Origin of the sequence: Pandoraea norimbergensis, from assembly GCF_001465545.3 — a bacterium.
Classification (GTDB): Bacteria; Pseudomonadota; Gammaproteobacteria; order Burkholderiales; family Burkholderiaceae; genus Pandoraea; species Pandoraea norimbergensis.
Genome location: NZ_CP013480.3, coordinates 2643712 through 2660264, shown reverse-complemented (window position 1 = coordinate 2660264; position 16553 = coordinate 2643712). Strand labels below are relative to the sequence as shown.

The window sequence follows — 16553 nt, the reverse complement described above, 5'->3', positions numbered from 1 at the left end:
TCGACACTGATAATTGATAACGAGACACCGTGGCCCTCCCGCTCCAGCACTCCCCCAGACTTCGCACGCTCGGCATGTCCGCCGAGATCGCTGCCCGCCTTCGCGTGATGATTGAAGAAGGCGAACTCCCGCCCGGCGAACGCATCGACGAGAAGGCGCTTTGCGAGCTTTTCGATGTTTCGAAGACGCCCTTGCGTGAGGCGTTGAAGACGCTGGTGTCAGAAGGGCTGGTACTGCACCGGCAGTACATCGGCTATCGCGTGGCACCGCTCGATCTGGAGGAGTTGCGCGCGACCTTCGAGACGCTGCATGGACTGGAGCGCACCGCGGGCGAATTGGCCGCGATGCGCCTGACGGATGTGGCGCTACGAACGCTTGAAAAGAAGCATCTTCAGATGCTCGACGCGCATAGCAAGGGCCATCGCACCGACTACTTCCGCATCAATCAGGAGATTCATCAACTGATCGTCGACGGTGCGGCCAACCCGGTGCTGTCATCGATTTACGCGGCGTTGATGAGCAAGGTTCACCGCGCGCGTGGCGCGGCAAATGCCGATCATTTGCGTTGGCAGGAATCGCACGAAGAGCATGAGCAGATCATGCGTGCGCTAAGGGAAGATGGACGCCCGCGTCTGGGCGCAGTGCTCAAGGCGCACTCGGAGAATACGGCCACGGAGGTGCTTACCGTCGTGGCGGAGGCCATTCGTAAGGGCGATTAAAATCGCCGGCCGTTCAGGGGGCAGGCGTTCAGGCGTTTTCGCCTTGCCCCGGCGCTGAGAATCCGGCTTGTCGAGTCGCGGCAAGGCTTGCGTCGTAGCGCTCCCCCATGCCCCCCAGCGCAACCGTTGCGCGGCGCGCACCGTCGAGTAACGCCGTCAGCGCCTGTTTGACCGCCGATGCCATGTCGAAGCGCGCCTTCGGTCCCGAGAGCGTCAGCGCACCGACGAACTCACCGCTCGCCCCAAACACCGGCACTGACACCGAGGCTGTTTCCGGATCGCGTTCGCCGAACGAGACGGCCCAGAGGCGCTCGCGTACGTCGGCCCAACGCGGATCGTCGCTTTCCGTGAACGCGAGCAACACCTTTCCCGAAGCGCCTTTCGAAATCGGAAACTCTTCACCGATGCGGATCGACACGCGTACCGCGCGTGACGGCTCCACCCGGTACAGCACCAGTCGTTGATCGCCCTGACGAACATACAACGAAGCGGTTTCGCCCAGTTCGCGGCTCAACTGCTGAAGGATCGGTTCGATCACCGGCCCGACCTGAAACGACCGCTGATAGCGCGCTGCCAGACGCAGAGGCTGCGGCCCGATGGCATAGCGCCCGTCGCTGAGCTTGCGAATGAAACCGCCGTGCTCAAGCGCCCCGAGCAGCCGCAACACCGTGCTCTTGTAGAGATCGGTGCGCAGCGAGATTTCGGTGAGCGTCAACCCATCCTCCGACGGGCCGAACGCGTTGAGGATCGCAAACGCACGATCCAGCACGGCCACCCCGCTGCCGCCGTCCGACGCTTGCGCCGTCATGTCCGATGCCTCGTGTGCCACTCGTGTTCCCTTTCATGAATTCGTTGAATGCGGCCACTCTACAGTTCTGTCGGGCAGAACACAAGTTCCATAAAATAGGGAAAATACGGGTTTACCCAACTTAAACACGGCCGATGTTGCTCGTATAGTTCTATCAAATAGAACGTAGTTCTTTCAGATAGAACTAACAGGAGTCTTCGAATGACACAATCTTCCGCCCCGCGAGTCCTCGTGAGCGAAGTCGGCCCCCGCGACGGACTGCAAAGTCTGAAGCGCGTGATGCCGACCGCCGCCAAGCTGCGCTGGATTTCTGCGCTCGCCGCCGCCGGTCTCAAGGAAATTGAAGTCGGCTCGTTCGTGCCGGCCAAGTTGTTGCCGCAGATGGCCGACATCCACGACGTCGTCGCTCATGCCCTGTCGATTCCCGGCCTTCGCGTGGCCGTGCTCGCCCCGAACCTGCGCGGCGCGCAAGCGGCATTCGAAGCCGGCGTGCATAAGCTGACGCTGCCCGTCTCGGTCACCGACGAGCACTCGATGGCCAACATCCGCAAGACCACGGCGCAGATGATCGAAGCCGTGCGCGAAATCGTGGCACTGCGCGACGCGCGTTTCCCCGGTATCGAAATCGAAGCTGGGGTTTCGGTGGCCTTCGGCTGCACGATCGCTGGCACCGTCACCGATGACCAGACCCTGCGCATGTGTCTCGCCATGGCCGAGTGCGGTGTCGACGAAGTGGGTTTGTCGGACACCAGCGGCTACGCCAACCCAGTGCAGGTCCGCCGCATGTTCCGTCGCTTGCAGGCCGAAGTCGGCAGCAAGGCGGGCGGCGCGCACTTTCACAACACGCGCGGCCAAGGGCTGGCCAACGTGGTTGCTGCTCTCGACGCCGGCGTGACGACCATCGATGCGAGTCAGGCCGGGCTTGGCGGATGTCCGTACGCGCCCGGCGCAACGGGCAACATCGTGACAGAAGATCTGGTGTTTCTGCTCGAAGCGATGGGCTACGACACCGGCATCGACGTCGATGCGCTCGCCGCAGCGCGTGCCGTGCTGGCCGAGGCATTGCCGGGCGAGGCGTTGTACGGCCACGTTCAGGACGCCGGACTGCCGAAGGGTTTTCACTACGCCGACGGACGCGCCCCCAGCGCGCCGCAGCCGGAAGGCTGCTTGCTGGGAGATGCGCAATGAGCGGTGTAAAAAACGAGCAATCGTTGCCGTACAGCGGCGTGCGCGTCATCGAGATGACGCACATGGTGATGGGCCCGACGTGCGGCATGGTGCTGGCCGACCTCGGCGCCGAAGTCATCAAGGTCGAACCGATCACCGGTGACAGCACCCGCAATCTGCGCGGGTCCGGCGCGGGGTTCTTCAGCACGTTCAATCGCAACAAGAAGAGTCTGGCCGTCGATCTGAAAGACCCACGCGGCGTGGAGATCGTGCACCGGTTGCTCGCCAATGCCGATGTCTTCAGCGAGAACTTCAAGAGCGGCACGATGGACAAGCTCGGGCTGGGTTACGACACGCTCTCCCGGCTCAATCCGCGACTCGTCTACGTATCGCACAAGGGCTTCTTGCCCGGTCCGTACGACCATCGCACGGCGCTCGACGAAGTCGTCCAGATGATGGGCGGTCTGGCGTACATGACGGGGCCGGAAGGCAAACCGTTGCGAGCTGGTGCCAGCGTCAACGATGTCATGGGCGGCATGTTCGGGGCAATCGGCGCGATGGCAGCATTGGCGCAGCGCGAGCGCACTGGCCAAGGACAGGAAGTGCAGAGCGCGCTGTTCGAGAACAACGTCTTCCTGATGGCGCAGCACATGATGCAGTTCGCCGTGACTGGGCGCCCCGCCGCACCGATGCCGAGCCGCATTTCCGCGTGGGCGGTGTACGACGTCTTCACCGTCAAGGATGGCGAACAGATCTTTCTGGCGGTGGTCTCCGATACGCAATGGGCACTGTTCTGCGACGCATTCGGCTTGCCCGCGTTCAAAGCGGACGAACGGCTCGCCACGAACAACCAGCGTGTGCAGGCGCGTGAGTGGCTGATGCCGCAACTCCGCCAGCATATGGAAGCGTTCAGCGCGGCGCACATTGGCGCCGTCTTCGAGCGCGCCGGGTTGCCGTACGCGCCGATCACGAAACCGCAAGCGCTGTTCGACGATCCGCATTTGCTGGCCACCGGCGGTCTGGCTGAAGTCACGTTGCCCCCCGACGCGAGTGCCTCAGGGGAATCGGTCACAACGCGCACCGCGCTGCTGCCGATCACGCTGGCGGGCGAGCGGTTGCCACTGCGCGCCGCGCCGCCTTCGCTTGGGCAAGACACACAGGCGTTGCTGACTCAACTGGGCTACTCGCCCGACGACATCGAGCGACTTGCCGATGCCGGTGTCGTGCGCTGCGCCACGTCGCATGCCGACGACCTGTCGGCCGCGTCACCGTCCCCGACTGAACTTGCCAGCGCCTGAACCCCTGATTTCGTGAAGTGACACACAAGAACGCCGGGCCGTGCCGACCGCAATAGCGGCACGCACGTCCGGCAATATGCAGGAGACAACCATGACCTCGTTATCCCGTACGACACCGGCGGCTATGCCGCTGGGCGACTCCCTGGAACAGCGCGCCGTGCAAAAAGCCGCGTGGCGCTTCATTCCGTTGCTTGCCCTCGCCTATTTCTTCAACTATCTGGACCGCACCAGCGTGGGGTTCGCCGCGCTCACGATGAATCGCGATCTCGGCCTGACGGCCACGCAATTCGGTTGGGGCGCGGGCATCATGTTTGCCGGTTACTGCCTTTGCGAAGTGCCGAGCAATCTCGCGCTCTATCGCTTCGGCGCGCGCCGCTGGCTGGCGCGGATCATGATCACGTGGGGCATCTTCGCGGCGGCCACGGCGCTCGCTACCGGCCCGATGAGCTTCTATGTGATTCGCTTGTTGCTGGGCATTGGCGAAGCCGGCTTCTTTCCCGGTGTGATTTTCTTCCTTGCGGTCTGGTTTCCCGCGAACTACCGCACGCGGGTGCTCGCGTGGTTCACGGTGTCCACACCGCTGTCGTCACTGGTCGGTGGCCCGTTGTCGACGTGGCTGCTGCAAATGGACGGAATGCTCGGTCTCGCGGGCTGGAAGTGGATGTTCATCATCGAGGGCTTGCCGGCGTGTCTGCTTGGCTATCTTGTGTTGAAGCTTCTCGCGGACAAGCCTGCCGACGCTAAGTGGCTCACACCTGACGAGCGACAGGCGCTGCAACAAGCCTTCGAACGCGAGGGCTCGGCGAGCAAGAAAAAGAAGGACTTTGGCGCGGCGCTCAAAGACGTGCGTGTCTACCTGCTCGCCTCGATCTCGTTCGGCTTCACGATGGGTTCGTACGGCATCGGTATCTGGCTGCCGCAGATGCTCAAGGCGCACGGCATGAGCGTGACACAGACGGGCTGGCTCTCGGCGGTGCCGTACTTCTTCGCGACGATTGCGCTGCTGTGGTGGGCCAAGCGTGTGGACCGTCGCGGCGGGCACATCGCGAATCTGGCGGCCGGGTTGCTGATCGGTGCGGTCGCGTTGGGCGTGTCGACCTATTTCAATCAGCTCCTGCCTGCCATGACCGGCATCACGCTTGCGCTGATCGGCACCATCGCAGGACGCACGATCTTCTTCACGCTGCCGGCACGATTCCTGTCGGGTCAGGCAGCTGCGGGCGGGCTCGCCCTCATCAATTCGATCGGTGCCTTGGGCGGCTTTGCGGGACCGTATCTCGTGGGTTATCTGAAGGACAGCTTCGGCACGTTCACGGCAGGCATGCTGGGTCTGTCGATCGTGCTCGGCGTCACCACGTTGCTCACACTCGCATTGTTCGCGTTTCCGCAGGAGGAGAAATAATGCGCAGTATTCAATCACCGGCACGCCGCAAGCTCTTGCAGGTCGCAGCGGCGTCGGCGGCACTGTCGGCCACCCGTGTTTTCGCAAAAGAGGAATCCCGCCCCATGCCGGCGACCAGCAACTATCTGCCCGTGCGCGCCGAATGGCTGGCCGCGGGCAACGAAGCGGCCCTTGAGCCCGCGATGCCCATCATCGATGCGCATCACCATTTCTACGAGCGCCCGGGCTGGATCTACCTGCTCGACGAGTATCTGGAAGACGCACGCGGCGGGCACAACATCACGGCTTCGGTGTTCATGCAGGCGCTGACGCGATATCGGCAGTCGGGACCGGAGGCGCTGCGTCCGGTCGGTGAGACGCAGTACGTCGCAGAGATCACGGCGCCATTGCAACATGCCGCGCCGCGTGTGGCGCAGGGCATGGTCGGGTATGCCGATTTGCGACGTGGGGCTGCGGTGCGTGAAGTACTGGAAGCCCACCTTGCCGTGGGACAAGGCCGCTTCAAGGGTGTGCGGCATCTGGTGACGTGGGACGCGGACCAGACGCTGGTCAATCCGCTCTCCGCAGCACCGCGTGGGCTGTTGCTCGACAAGGACTACCGCGCCGGTGTGGCGCAGTTGGGGCCGCTGGGTTTGTCGTACGACGCGTGGCTGTTCTTCCCGCAGTTGCCGGAGTTGTTCGATCTGGCAAAGGCATATCCGGAAACGCCTTTCGTCATCAACCATTGCGGCGGCGTGGTGCGGATTGCCAGCTATGAGAACGCACGTGAAGAAGTCTTCACGCGGTGGTCACGTTCGATGCGCGAGTTGGCGCAGTTGCCGAACGTCTACGTGAAAGTTGGCGGGCTGGGGATGCGGATCAACGGCTTCGATTTCGAGAAGGGGGAACGCTCACCGTCATCGGAAGCACTCGCCGAAGCGTGGAAGCCATGGATGCACACCTGTATCGAAGCGTTTGGCGCCGATCGCTGCATGTTCGAGAGCAACTTCCCGGTCGACAAGGGGTCGTACACGTTCAACAACGGCTGGAACGCCTTCAAGCGCCTGACGGCACAAGCCAGCCCCACGGAACGCGCCGCACTGTTCCGTGAGACGGTAGCGAAGGTCTATCGGCTGGCGTGACGGTCATGGGGAAGAGGCGGCGTTGACAGCGCCGGTTCAGCGAGACCGGCGGTATACGCAGGATTGACATGCCCACGCTGGCAGACAAGAATGCACAGGCATGAACCCGCTTGCGTTCATGAAGGGGAATACGAATGTCGCCGCAACCGAATCAGGGTGCGAACCGTCTGCTGGCTGTGCTGCCTCCGAACGAGTGGAACCGGATTGCGCCTGAACTGATGTTGGTTGAGATGCCGCTTGGCAAGGTGATTTACGAGTCCGGCGATCAGTTGGCCCACGTCTATTTCCCAACGACCTCCATTGTTTCCCTGCTCTATGTCATGGAAGACGGCGCCTCCGCCGAGATCGCCATCGTGGGCAACGACGGACTGATCGGTATCGCGCTATTTATGGGCGGTGAAACCACGCCGAGCCGCGCCATCGTGCAAAGTGCCGGTTACGCCTACCGCCTCAGCGCGCGAGTACTTAAAGACGAATTCAAACGGGCCGGGCCGTTGCAACGACTGCTGCTGCGTTACACGCAGACGTTGATCACGCAAATGGCCCAGACCGCAGTCTGCAACCGCCATCACTCCATCGATCAGCAACTCTGCCGCTGGCTCTTGCTGAGCCTCGATCTCCTGCCGTCCAACGAGCTTCAGATGACGCAGGAATTGATCGCCAACATGCTCGGCGTACGCCGCTCCGGCGTCACCGAAGCCGCGCTGAAACTCCAGACGGCGGGGCTGATTCAATACAGCCACGGCCATATCAAGGTGCTTGATCGGGACGGTCTCGAGAAGCGCGTCTGCGAGTGCTACAGCGTGGTCAGACGCGAATTCACACGACTTCTCCCCGATACGATCGCCACCTGATCGCTCATCACGTCCAACGATCAAGCTGCCGTCTTCAACGTCGGTGCGGTCGTAGACGGATCGGTACTGCCAACCGCGAAGGCCAGCACTGCCGGGTTCATGCTGTCGACCATCGATGACGGCATCAGGATGGTGGCCCCGCGCTCCTTGGTGGTCTCGTAGATGATGTTCATCGCGCGTAATTGCAACGCCTGCGGGTGACCTTCGTAGATCGTCGCGGCTTCGACAAAACGTGCCGCAATAACCGCTTCCGCCGACCCGAGAATCATACGAGCCTGCTTCTCCCGCTCGGCCTGCGCCTGTCTGGACATTGCATCCTGAAGCGCCACGGGAATTGCGACGTCCCGCACTTCCACCGAAATCACCGCAATCCCCCATGCTGCCGTTTTAGCGCTGATATCGGCGCGCAATTGCTCGTCCGAGGCCTTTCTGTCCGAAAGCAGCGACGACAGCATCGACGCCCCGATCATCTCGCGCAGCGACGTCTGTGCGACCCGGTCGATTGCCTGCCGGTAATCCGTGATCGCGAGCGCCGCCCGCTCGGCGTCGTGCACGTGCCAGAAGATGATGGCGTCGACGTTCACCGGCACCGTGTCTTTCGTCAGCGCCTGTTCCGCGTTGAACGCCGTGGTTTGAATGCGGGTATCGATGATGGCGGTCACGTTGTCGACGACCGGCAGAATCATGAACAACCCGGGGCCCTTCACGCTCTGAAGTTTGCCGGCACGCAAAATGACGAACTTCTGCCACGCGTTGGCCATCTTCAACGTGGACGCGAGCAGCATGGCCGCGACGACGAAACACGCCGCCAGATAGGGACTGACATACGCACCTGTCGCCGCGCCCATCAGCAGGAGAACCAGTACGAGAAACGATGTGATCGGATTCATGAAAAAACGCCTCCTGCGGGCGTCTCGTCATCAGAATTGGTATCGGCTCACCCGCGAAACGGAAACCGTTGCAAAACCAGCTCCCAATTCATCATAGGTCGCGGCGTCGATCGCGTTGGCACAATCCCCCCAGCAGGCGTCTCATGCCCGCTTGCGTGCCCGTCCGTTCGTGAGCGGCGGTTCCACCGGGGTATTGCGCAACGACGTCAACACGCGCTGCGCCGCCTCCCCACAACCCTCCCCTTCCCCACGCTGCTCGATCGCGGCGATTAGCGCCGAAATGTTGTGTTTGCTCTGCGCGAGACTCTGTTCCAACTGCTCGATCTCGCTGACCTTGCGGCGTAACACGTCGAGCAGTAAGTCGTGCGGCCATGCGCTGAGATCGGGCGGCACAATCGCCCGAATCTCGTCTAGCGAAAAGCCTGCATTCTGGGCGCGGCGAATGATATCGAGCCTCGTGAGCGCATCGTCGCCGTAATCGCGGTAGCCGTTGGCCTGCCGTTGCGCGTCGGGCAGCAGCCCCTCGGCCTCGTAAAAGCGGATCTTCGACGCCGCCAAGCCGCTGACTTTGGCCAGTTCACCAATTTTCATCATCCGCCTCCGGGCACTTGACATTAAAGCTTACTTTAAGGTTATCGTCCCCTCATCGTCAACTGAGGAAGCGACGCGATGAAGCTCTTCACCCCCCTTACCTTGCCTAACGGCACCACGATTCCGAACCGGCTGGCCAAGGCCGCCATGGAAGAAAACATGGCCGACGCCGACCACGCGCCGTCCGACGCGCTGTTGCGCCTTTATGATGCGTGGGCGCGCGGCGGTGCGGGCCTGATCCTGACGGGCAACGTCATGATCGACGCGCAAGCCATGACCGGCCCCAATGGCGTTGTGCTCCAAGACGACGCCCACCTCGAACGCTTTCGCCGCTGGGCGGACACGGCGCGCGCGCAAGGTGCGCAGATCTGGATGCAACTCAACCACCCGGGCCGGCAGATGCAATCGGCGCTCGGGCAGCCGACGGTTGCCCCGTCGGCAGTCGCGCTGGATCTCGGCTCGCTGTCGAAGCGCTTCGCCGTGCCTAGAGAATTGACCCCGGCCGATATCGCCGACGTGCAGGCCCGCTTTGTTCGCAGCGCCGAGCTTGCCGAGCAGGCTGGCTTCAACGGTGTGCAGATTCATGCGGCACACGGCTATCTGCTCAGCCAGTTTCTCTCGCCACTGACCAACAAGCGTCAGGACGCTTGGGGCGGCAGCCTCGAGAATCGTGCCCGCTTGCTGATCGACGTCGTGCGGGCGGTTCGACAAGTGGTGTCCCCGGGCTTCGCGGTAGCAGTGAAACTGAATTCGGCAGATTTTCAACGCGGCGGCTTCAGCGCGGACGACGCCAAGCGTGTGGTGGAGTTGCTCAACCCGCTGGGTGTCGATCTGGTTGAACTCTCCGGGGGAAGTTATGAAGCGCCTGCGATGCAAGGGCAAGCGCGCGACGGGCGCACGTTGGCCCGCGAAGCCTATTTTCTGGAATTTGCACGAGATATCACGGCCGTGGCACGCATGCCGCTGATGGTCACGGGGGGCGTGCGGCGTCGCACCGTGGCCGAGCAGGTGATCGATTCCGGCGTGGCGATGGTCGGCATTGCCACGGCCTTGTCCATCGACCCCGCGCTGCCCCGTCATTGGCGGGATGGCAAACACAGCGAGCCGAATCTGCGCCCGATCACGTGGAAGAGCAAGACACTCGGCTCGCTGGCCAACATGGCCGTCGTCAAGTTCCAGCTCAACCGGCTGAGCGCCGGGCGCACGACGAAACCCGACGTCTCGCCACTCAGGGCATTGATCTTGCAGCAGATCGCAACGGCATGTCAGACGCGGCGCTATCGCCTGTGGATGGAACGAAGCGCCGCGCGGTGACGCGTTACTTGGCTGGCAGCTCGAAGGCCGGGTCGATGGGCACCCGGTAGCCGACCGCCAACCGATTGGTCTCGTTGGCCATGCCCACCACCGCCAGCAACTCGCCGAACATTTCGTCCGTCATGCCCGCGCGCCGGGCGGCGGCGGTATGGCTGGCGACGCAGTACCCGCAGTTGTTCGTCACGCTCACCGCAACGTAGATCAATTCCTTGATCAGCGGGTCGAGCGCCCCCGGTGCCATCACATCCTTGATGCTGTCCCACGTGCGGGCCAGCGTGGGCGGGTGTTGAGCGATGAATTTCCAGAAGTTGTTGACGTCAGGGACACCACGCGTCGTCATGATGTCTTCAAAGACCGCCTTGACTTCCGGCGTGGCGTTGGCGTGCTCGACAGGGGCTTGGCTCATGGATAGGCCTTTCAGTTGGAGGCTGGGCAAAGCGCTAGATTACAAGCTTTTGCGCTGACACAACGCCCCCCAGCCGTTCTTGCCATAAACGCAAGACATAATCGCAAATGAGAATCATTTTGCTTTTTGCCGAAGAATCGGGGATGATGGCTCATCTGTTTCTGGAGAGTTCTTGATGGGTACGTCCACCGATTTTGCCGCCCCGGTTACCGCATCGCGTCAGTTGGCGCTCGATGCCCTGCTCTCGCGCCAGTCGCACTGGCCGCTGGTCGAACCGGCACCGAACGATGTGGAACTGAATCTGGTTTTCGATGCGGCCTTGCGCGCACCCGACCATGGCCGCCTGCGTCCGTGGCGTTTTGTCATCGTGCGCGACGAGGCGCGTGAGGATCTGGGTCAGGCACTGGTCGAGATCGCTGCCAAGCGCAATCCGGACGCCCCTGCTGAGACCCACGAGCAACGCCGTCGTAAGGCGTTCGCCGCGCCGGCAATTATCGTGATCGCGGCGTCCGTGTCGACGCAAACGAGCGTGCCCGAAGGCGAGCAACTGCTGTCGGTGGGCGCGGCGACGATGAACATGCTCAATGCGCTGCACATTCTCGGCTATGGCGGCTTCTGGGCGACCGGCCCCGATGCTTATGACGCCGACCTGCATCAGGTGCTCGATTTCGAGCCGAATGAAAAGATTCTGGGGTTCCTGTTCGTTGGCTCGCCGCCTGCTGACGCCGAGGTCAACCCGCGCGCCGAGCGCGCGGACCACGTGCGCGAATGGCTGGGCCGCCTCTCGATCTGAACGGTCAATACGGACGGCATAGAAAATACTGACGGGCGCTTCGGCGCCCGTTTTGCTATTCCGTTCCTGCCTTCGAATCAATTCCCGGCGTGATAGAGTCGCGCATCACTCCCTGCAAGGCGCATGCAAAGCGCCCAACGCGACTATGCCGATGCCGGACATCCTTCCCGAGAAAACCGCGCTAGTGGTCATGCATTATCAGACCGATATTCTGGCGTTATTCCCGTCCGTCGCACCGACGCTGCTCTCGAATACGCGCAAGCTGTGTGACGCTGCACGTGCAAAGGGTGTCGCGCTTTATTTTGCCAAAATCCACTTTAGTCCCGGCTATCCGGAAGTCAGTCCGTTAAACAAGAACGGGCAAGGCATCAAGCAATTGGGGCTTTTCGTCGAGGATCGGATTTCACCGGAACTGGGCCAGCAGGCTAATGAACCGCTGATCATTGCGCATCGTGCCAGTGTGTTCCACGGCACCGACCTACAGGTGCGTCTCTCGGCGCGAGGGATCGACACGTTGATCATGGCCGGCATCGCCTCGACCGGGGTGATGCTGTCATCGATTGCCTATGCGAGCGATGCGGATTTCCGGTTATTCACCGTGAAAGACTGCTGTTACGATCCCGATCAAGTCGTGCACGAACACCTGTTCTCGACCGCATTCGAATCGCGAACTCACGTGCTGTCGCTCCCCGATGCCTTAGCGTGGCTTGCGTAAGCCACATTGATATTGATCATTAATATCATTACGATTCAAACGACAGTATGGAATGCGGTTACACAACATCGCATTGCAATACGGTTCGCATACCGAATCAGCACGGATGCAAAAGAAATTGTCTTGGCACTATAATCCGCCTAATCGGAAACGAATTATCCGATTTCGGCCGAACGGCTATTCCGGCCGATATAGCGAAAAGCATCATTAACGGGGCTTCCTTTGCTCGAACGTACCTCACCGGCATTAAGACCGGGACGTTTCGTGTCTGAACGCATGCATATACAGCCCGAGGTTTGTCGATAAAGCCGCTTTCAGGCGAGGAGACCACTGATGAAGTGTCCCCCTGTATTGCCGATGGAAACCGAGAGACTCGCTGCGTTGGCTGAATACGGACTGGGGAGTGACCGTCCGCTGCCCAGCCTTGATGTCGTCGTGCGTATCGCCGCGCATATGTTTGATGTGCCGGTGGCGGCGGTCAACATGGTCGGCAACGATCACGTGTTCTTTGCCGCCGCGGCCGGGTTTGCAGGCGGCGACGTCGACATGAGCCGCGATGCCTCGTTCTGCGCCCATGCCATCCTTCAGGACGCCGTGCTGGTCGTGCCCGACGCAAGCCGCGACGACCGCTTCCACGACAACCCGCTCGTCACCGGGCCATCGCAAGTGCGCTTCTATGCGGGCGTGCCGCTTATGTCGGTCGGCGGGCATGCGCTTGGCGCCTTGTGCGTCATCGACACCAAACCGAATCACCATTTCTCCGCCGTTGACGGCGAACGCCTGCGCGAACTGGCGAGGATGGCGTCCGACCGGCTGGAGTTGCGGCGCGTCGAACTCTTCGTCGAACGCGACCGGCGGACTTTCGCGGAACCCGAGCGCCGTTCGCCGACGGCGATGATCCGTTTTGACGAAAGCGGCAAGATTCTCGAGTGGAATCTGGCGGCGGCCACCCTGTATGGCTACGACGTCGCCGATGGCCCCGGCCTTACGCTCGAGACGCTCGTACCCGAACACGGCCGGCCCTCATTACGCGATCGAATTGCACAAGTTGTGGCAGCAGGGTCGGTCGACGGCATCACAATGCCGTCCGTGGTGTATGGGCTCCGAAAAGACGGTGCCGAGTTTCTGTTGAGCGCATCGCTGTTCTGCTGGCACGAAAACGGCGCACTGACGTTCAACGCGCATGTGCATGATCTGAGTGCACTGCGCGACGAGAAGGATGCACTCAAGCGACTGGCCAGCACCGACGTGCTCACCGGCGTAGCGAATCGCGCAACCTTCTATCGAAATACGGAAATCACGTCAGCGTCCATGACCGGCGCGGCGGTGGTGATTATCGATCTCGACGGATTCAAGGACGTCAACGACACCTTGGGGCACGAGGTCGGTGACGGCATTCTTTGCGAAGTCTCTCGACGTCTTACGGCGCTGGCTCGCCCCGACGACACCGTCGCGCGCATCGGCGCAGACGAGTTCGCCCTTTTGCTGCCGGGCGTGACGAAGACGGCAGACGCACGTCTCTTTGCAGACGCAGCAGCGGCGGCCATTGCCGAACCGATGGTCATCGGCGGCTTCGACGTTCGCGTGACCGCATGTTGTGGCATCGCCGTCTCGCCGCAGCACGCGCACGAGGCGCTTAGCCTGATCAGCAACGCGGATCTCGCACTGTCGAGAGCGAAACATCACGGGCCGGGTCAGGTGTTCGTGTTCGTCGAATCATTGCGCATGGAAGCGGTCGAGCGCCGTGTGTACAACATCGAGTTGCACCGTGCCGTCAACGACGGTGAGTTCGTGTTGTTCTATCAGCCGCAGGTGGACTTTGCCGATGGGTCGCTGACCGGCGCGGAAGCGCTCATCCGCTGGCGGCATCCACAGCGCGGATTGCTGTCCCCTGCGGCGTTTCTTCCTGCGCTGGAACGCGGGCCGCTCGCGGCGGCCGTGGGTGCGTGGGTGCTTGACGAAGCTTGCGCGCAAGCCGCGTTCTGGCGCCGCCACGGTGCGCCGGCCTTCCGGATCGGCGTGAATCTGTTCGGTTTGCAGTTCCGCATCGGGAGCGTCGTGGATGAAGTGATCGCGGTGCTCAACCGGCATGGTCTGCCACCGCAGGCACTCGAACTCGAAGTGACCGAAAGTATCGTGCTCGACGACGATGTGGTCCTCGATGCGTTGCAACGTTTGCGCGACTATGGCGTCGGCATTGCGTTTGACGATTTCGGCACCGGCTACGCGTCGATCAGCCTCTTGAGGCGCTATCCGCTCAGCCGCATCAAGATCGACCGCTCGTTTGTGCAGGCGATGGTCGAGTCGGAACGAGACGCGTCAGTTGTGCGCGCGCTCGTGGACATGACGCGAAGCTTCGATCTGAGAACGACGGCGGAAGGTGTTGAGACAGTGGAGCAACGAGATAACTTGCGCCAACTTGGCTGCGATGAGGGACAGGGCTATTTGTTCGGAAAACCGATGCCCGCGTCTGAGTTCGGCACCACGTTCAACGTCGGGCGAACTAGCGGCTGGGGGGAGTGGAATTTGAACCGTGCCTAGGGGATGACGAGGGTAACGGGGATCATGCACACGTGCCGAGCCCCATCACCCCCGCGTCAACTCAAGAAACCACCGAATGCAACCGCCCGCGCGCCGCAGCAGCACTCGCGCCGCCTTGCCCCAGCGAATCGAAGTGGCCCATGTGCGGCTCGTCTGACTGCGCCAACTGGAACACGGCCACGGCCTGCTTTAGCGATTCCGCCTGTTCCGCAAGCGATTGCGCGGCCGCCGATGCCTGCTCGACCAGCGCGGCGTTCTGCTGCGTGACCTCGTCCATCTGCGTCACCGCACGTGCCACCTGATCGATCCCCGTCGTCTGCTCTTCCGACGCCGCCGAAATCTCCGCCATGATGTCGGTCACCCGGCGAACGCTGCCGGCGATCTCCTGCATCGCGGCCCCCGCCTCGCCGACGATGCGGCTGCCTGCGGCGGAGCGTTCGGCCGACGTTTCGATCAACGTCTTGATATCGCGTGCCGCGCTTGCTGAGCGCTGCGCCAACGTGCGCACCTCGTTAGCCACCACCGCGAACCCCCGGCCCTGCTCACCTGCCCGCGCCGCTTCCACCGCGGCATTGAGCGCGAGGATATTCGTCTGGAAGGCAATGCCGTCGATCAGCGCGATGATTTCCCGTATCTTGGCCGAGCCGGCGTCGATCTGGCGCATCGTGTCGGTCACCTGCGCCATCGCGCTGTCACCCGCGCTCGTCTGCTCGCTCGCCTGACGCGCCAACTGATTCGCCTGATGCGCGTGTTCCATGTTCTGGCGCACGGTGCCGGTGAGTTGCTCCATGCTCGCGGCCGTCTCTTCGAGCGACGCGGCCTGCTGCTCCGTGCGCGACGACAGATCGAGATTGCCCGCCGCGATCTCGCGAGCGCTGGCCGCAATCGCCTCGCCACTCTTGCGCACCCGCGCGACCGTATCGCCCAGTTGTGCCTTCATGGCGGCAAGCGCCTCAAGCAGCCGCCCCATCTCGTCGGTCGACGTGATTTGCACCGCCCGGCGCAGATTGCCGTCTGCGATTTCCTGAAAGTGTTCCAGCACATCGTCGAGCGGTCGCGTGATCGCCCGATTCAAGGCACGCGCCGTCAGGAATGCGGCGATGATCGCGAAACCGATGGCGCACAGCGTCAGCACCAGTTGGCGGTCGTAGGCCGACTCGGCCGATTCGAAGCTCGTCTTTGCACGCGCGTCGTAGAGTTGCTTGAGCGACTCATTGGCGTTCACGTACGACGTATAGCGCTTGCCGAGTACCGCCGCCTGCTCGTAATACACATCGGTCTGACCGGCCGAGATGCCGTTCTGCACCAACGTGAACGCTTCTTTCAACGCCTGCCGGGCGCTGGTCACCTGCGCGGCCAACCGTTGCTCGTCAGCGTCGGCCGGCAGCGCCAGATAGGCTTGCCATGCCTTCTCCGATTCGCCCCAGTAGGTCGTGCCCTTCTTGATATCGTCGGCCTTCAGATCGGCCGTGGGGGCCTGCGGCGCTCTGAGTACCACGGCGCGGGCGCGGCCAATCTGAATTTCCGCCTCGCCGAGTAACCGTGTACTGGCCAGTTCCTTGTTGTAGACCTCTCGCAGACTGCCGACCGTCTCGCGCAACCCCGCGAGTGTCAGGCCGCCTACCACCACAACCAGCGTGGCGAGCCCCGCCACCGCCAACCGTAACCGCCAACGAATCGTCCAATTCTTCAACATTTGCGCTATCGCCTTTCTTTCGGAATGGCGGTATCCGACCCCGGAATCCGCCGCCCGTCATGCTGCCCGAAATGCGTGACAAACGCACGCGTGTCATTGTTGGCTGGGCTAGCCCGGAGACGGCCTCGTCGCCGCGCTGCCATGACGGGTCAAAGGGCCGCAAAGGCCCCTAAGGGCTCCAACGGCGCAAACGTAAAAAACTTGAGAAAACAGCCGGTTACGGTGCAAACATCCATAT

General features: G+C 62.2%; 15 protein-coding genes. 10 read left to right on the top strand and 5 right to left on the bottom strand.

The window, feature by feature from the left end:
• The first annotated feature begins 74 nt into the window (after window positions 1-74).
• Window positions 75-719: a GntR family transcriptional regulator gene (locus AT302_RS11710; protein ID WP_084656175.1), complete on the top strand. Its 645-nt coding sequence runs from the start codon at window positions 75-77 to the stop codon at window positions 717-719.
• 28 nt (window positions 720-747) lie between these two features.
• Here AT302_RS11710 and AT302_RS11705 read toward each other — a convergent pair whose 3' ends face one another.
• Window positions 748-1527: an IclR family transcriptional regulator gene (locus tag AT302_RS11705; protein ID WP_058378596.1), complete on the bottom strand. Its 780-nt coding sequence runs from the start codon at window positions 1525-1527 to the stop codon at window positions 748-750.
• Window positions 1528-1728: 201 nt separating this feature from the next.
• Between AT302_RS11705 and AT302_RS11700 the strand changes: the two genes are divergently transcribed.
• The 5 genes from AT302_RS11700 to AT302_RS11680 all read left to right on the top strand — a co-directional run bounded on the left by AT302_RS11700 (window position 1729) and on the right by AT302_RS11680 (window position 7369).
• The gene (locus tag AT302_RS11700) at window positions 1729-2715 is read left to right on the top strand and encodes a hydroxymethylglutaryl-CoA lyase (protein WP_058378595.1); all 987 of its coding nucleotides are present in this window, start codon (window positions 1729-1731) and stop codon (window positions 2713-2715) included.
• A complete protein-coding gene (locus tag AT302_RS11695) occupies window positions 2712-3992 on the top strand; it encodes a CaiB/BaiF CoA transferase family protein (RefSeq protein WP_058378594.1) in 1281 nt (426 codons plus the stop codon). Before AT302_RS11700 ends, AT302_RS11695 begins: the two co-directional genes overlap by 4 nt.
• Window positions 3993-4083: 91 nt before the next feature.
• Window positions 4084-5394, top strand: a complete 1311-nt coding sequence (locus AT302_RS11690; protein WP_058378593.1) for an MFS transporter — start codon at window positions 4084-4086, stop codon at window positions 5392-5394.
• The gene (locus AT302_RS11685) at window positions 5394-6515 is read left to right on the top strand and encodes an amidohydrolase family protein (RefSeq protein ID WP_058378592.1); all 1122 of its coding nucleotides are present in this window, start codon (window positions 5394-5396) and stop codon (window positions 6513-6515) included. The genes AT302_RS11690 and AT302_RS11685 overlap by 1 nt, the downstream gene beginning before the upstream one ends.
• A gap of 134 nt (window positions 6516-6649) precedes the next feature.
• Window positions 6650-7369 (top strand): Crp/Fnr family transcriptional regulator, encoded by a 720-nt coding sequence (locus AT302_RS11680; RefSeq protein WP_058378591.1) that lies wholly within the window; start codon window positions 6650-6652, stop codon window positions 7367-7369.
• Window positions 7370-7389: 20 nt separating this feature from the next.
• Here AT302_RS11680 and AT302_RS11675 read toward each other — a convergent pair whose 3' ends face one another.
• Both AT302_RS11675 and AT302_RS11670 read right to left on the bottom strand, forming a co-directional pair.
• Complete coding sequence (locus AT302_RS11675; RefSeq protein ID WP_058378590.1) at window positions 7390-8259, bottom strand: slipin family protein; 870 nt, start codon at window positions 8257-8259, stop codon at window positions 7390-7392.
• A gap of 141 nt (window positions 8260-8400) precedes the next feature.
• Entirely contained in the window at window positions 8401-8850 is a 450-nt protein-coding gene (locus tag AT302_RS11670) for a MerR family transcriptional regulator (RefSeq protein ID WP_058380276.1), read from the bottom strand.
• A gap of 78 nt (window positions 8851-8928) precedes the next feature.
• Here AT302_RS11670 and AT302_RS11665 point away from each other — a divergent pair, with 78 nt between their 5' ends.
• Complete coding sequence (locus tag AT302_RS11665) at window positions 8929-10164, top strand: NADH:flavin oxidoreductase/NADH oxidase family protein (protein ID WP_058378589.1); 1236 nt, start codon at window positions 8929-8931, stop codon at window positions 10162-10164.
• A gap of 4 nt (window positions 10165-10168) precedes the next feature.
• On the opposite strand, the gene AT302_RS11660 is transcribed toward AT302_RS11665, so the two are convergent.
• Window positions 10169-10570, bottom strand: coding sequence for a carboxymuconolactone decarboxylase family protein (locus tag AT302_RS11660; RefSeq protein WP_058378588.1), 402 nt, complete (start codon window positions 10568-10570; stop codon window positions 10169-10171).
• A gap of 175 nt (window positions 10571-10745) precedes the next feature.
• Between AT302_RS11660 and AT302_RS11655 the strand changes: the two genes are divergently transcribed.
• From AT302_RS11655 to AT302_RS11645, 3 genes are all read left to right on the top strand, one after another.
• Window positions 10746-11363 carry a nitroreductase family protein gene (locus AT302_RS11655; RefSeq protein WP_058378587.1) on the top strand — a complete coding sequence of 206 codons (618 nt, stop codon included), beginning with the start codon at window positions 10746-10748 and terminating at the stop codon, window positions 11361-11363.
• A gap of 145 nt (window positions 11364-11508) precedes the next feature.
• Window positions 11509-12078 (top strand): isochorismatase family cysteine hydrolase, encoded by a 570-nt coding sequence (locus tag AT302_RS11650; RefSeq protein ID WP_058378586.1) that lies wholly within the window; start codon window positions 11509-11511, stop codon window positions 12076-12078.
• A 333-nt stretch (window positions 12079-12411) separates the two neighbouring features.
• A complete protein-coding gene (locus AT302_RS11645; protein WP_058378585.1) occupies window positions 12412-14619 on the top strand; it encodes a putative bifunctional diguanylate cyclase/phosphodiesterase in 2208 nt (735 codons plus the stop codon).
• Window positions 14620-14680: 61 nt separating this feature from the next.
• Here the strand turns inward: AT302_RS11645 and AT302_RS28320 are convergent, their stop codons facing one another.
• On the bottom strand, window positions 14681-16315 hold the full coding sequence (locus AT302_RS28320; protein ID WP_058378584.1) for a methyl-accepting chemotaxis protein: 1635 nt from the start codon (window positions 16313-16315) through the stop codon (window positions 14681-14683).
• Between the last annotated feature and the right edge of the window lie 238 nt (window positions 16316-16553).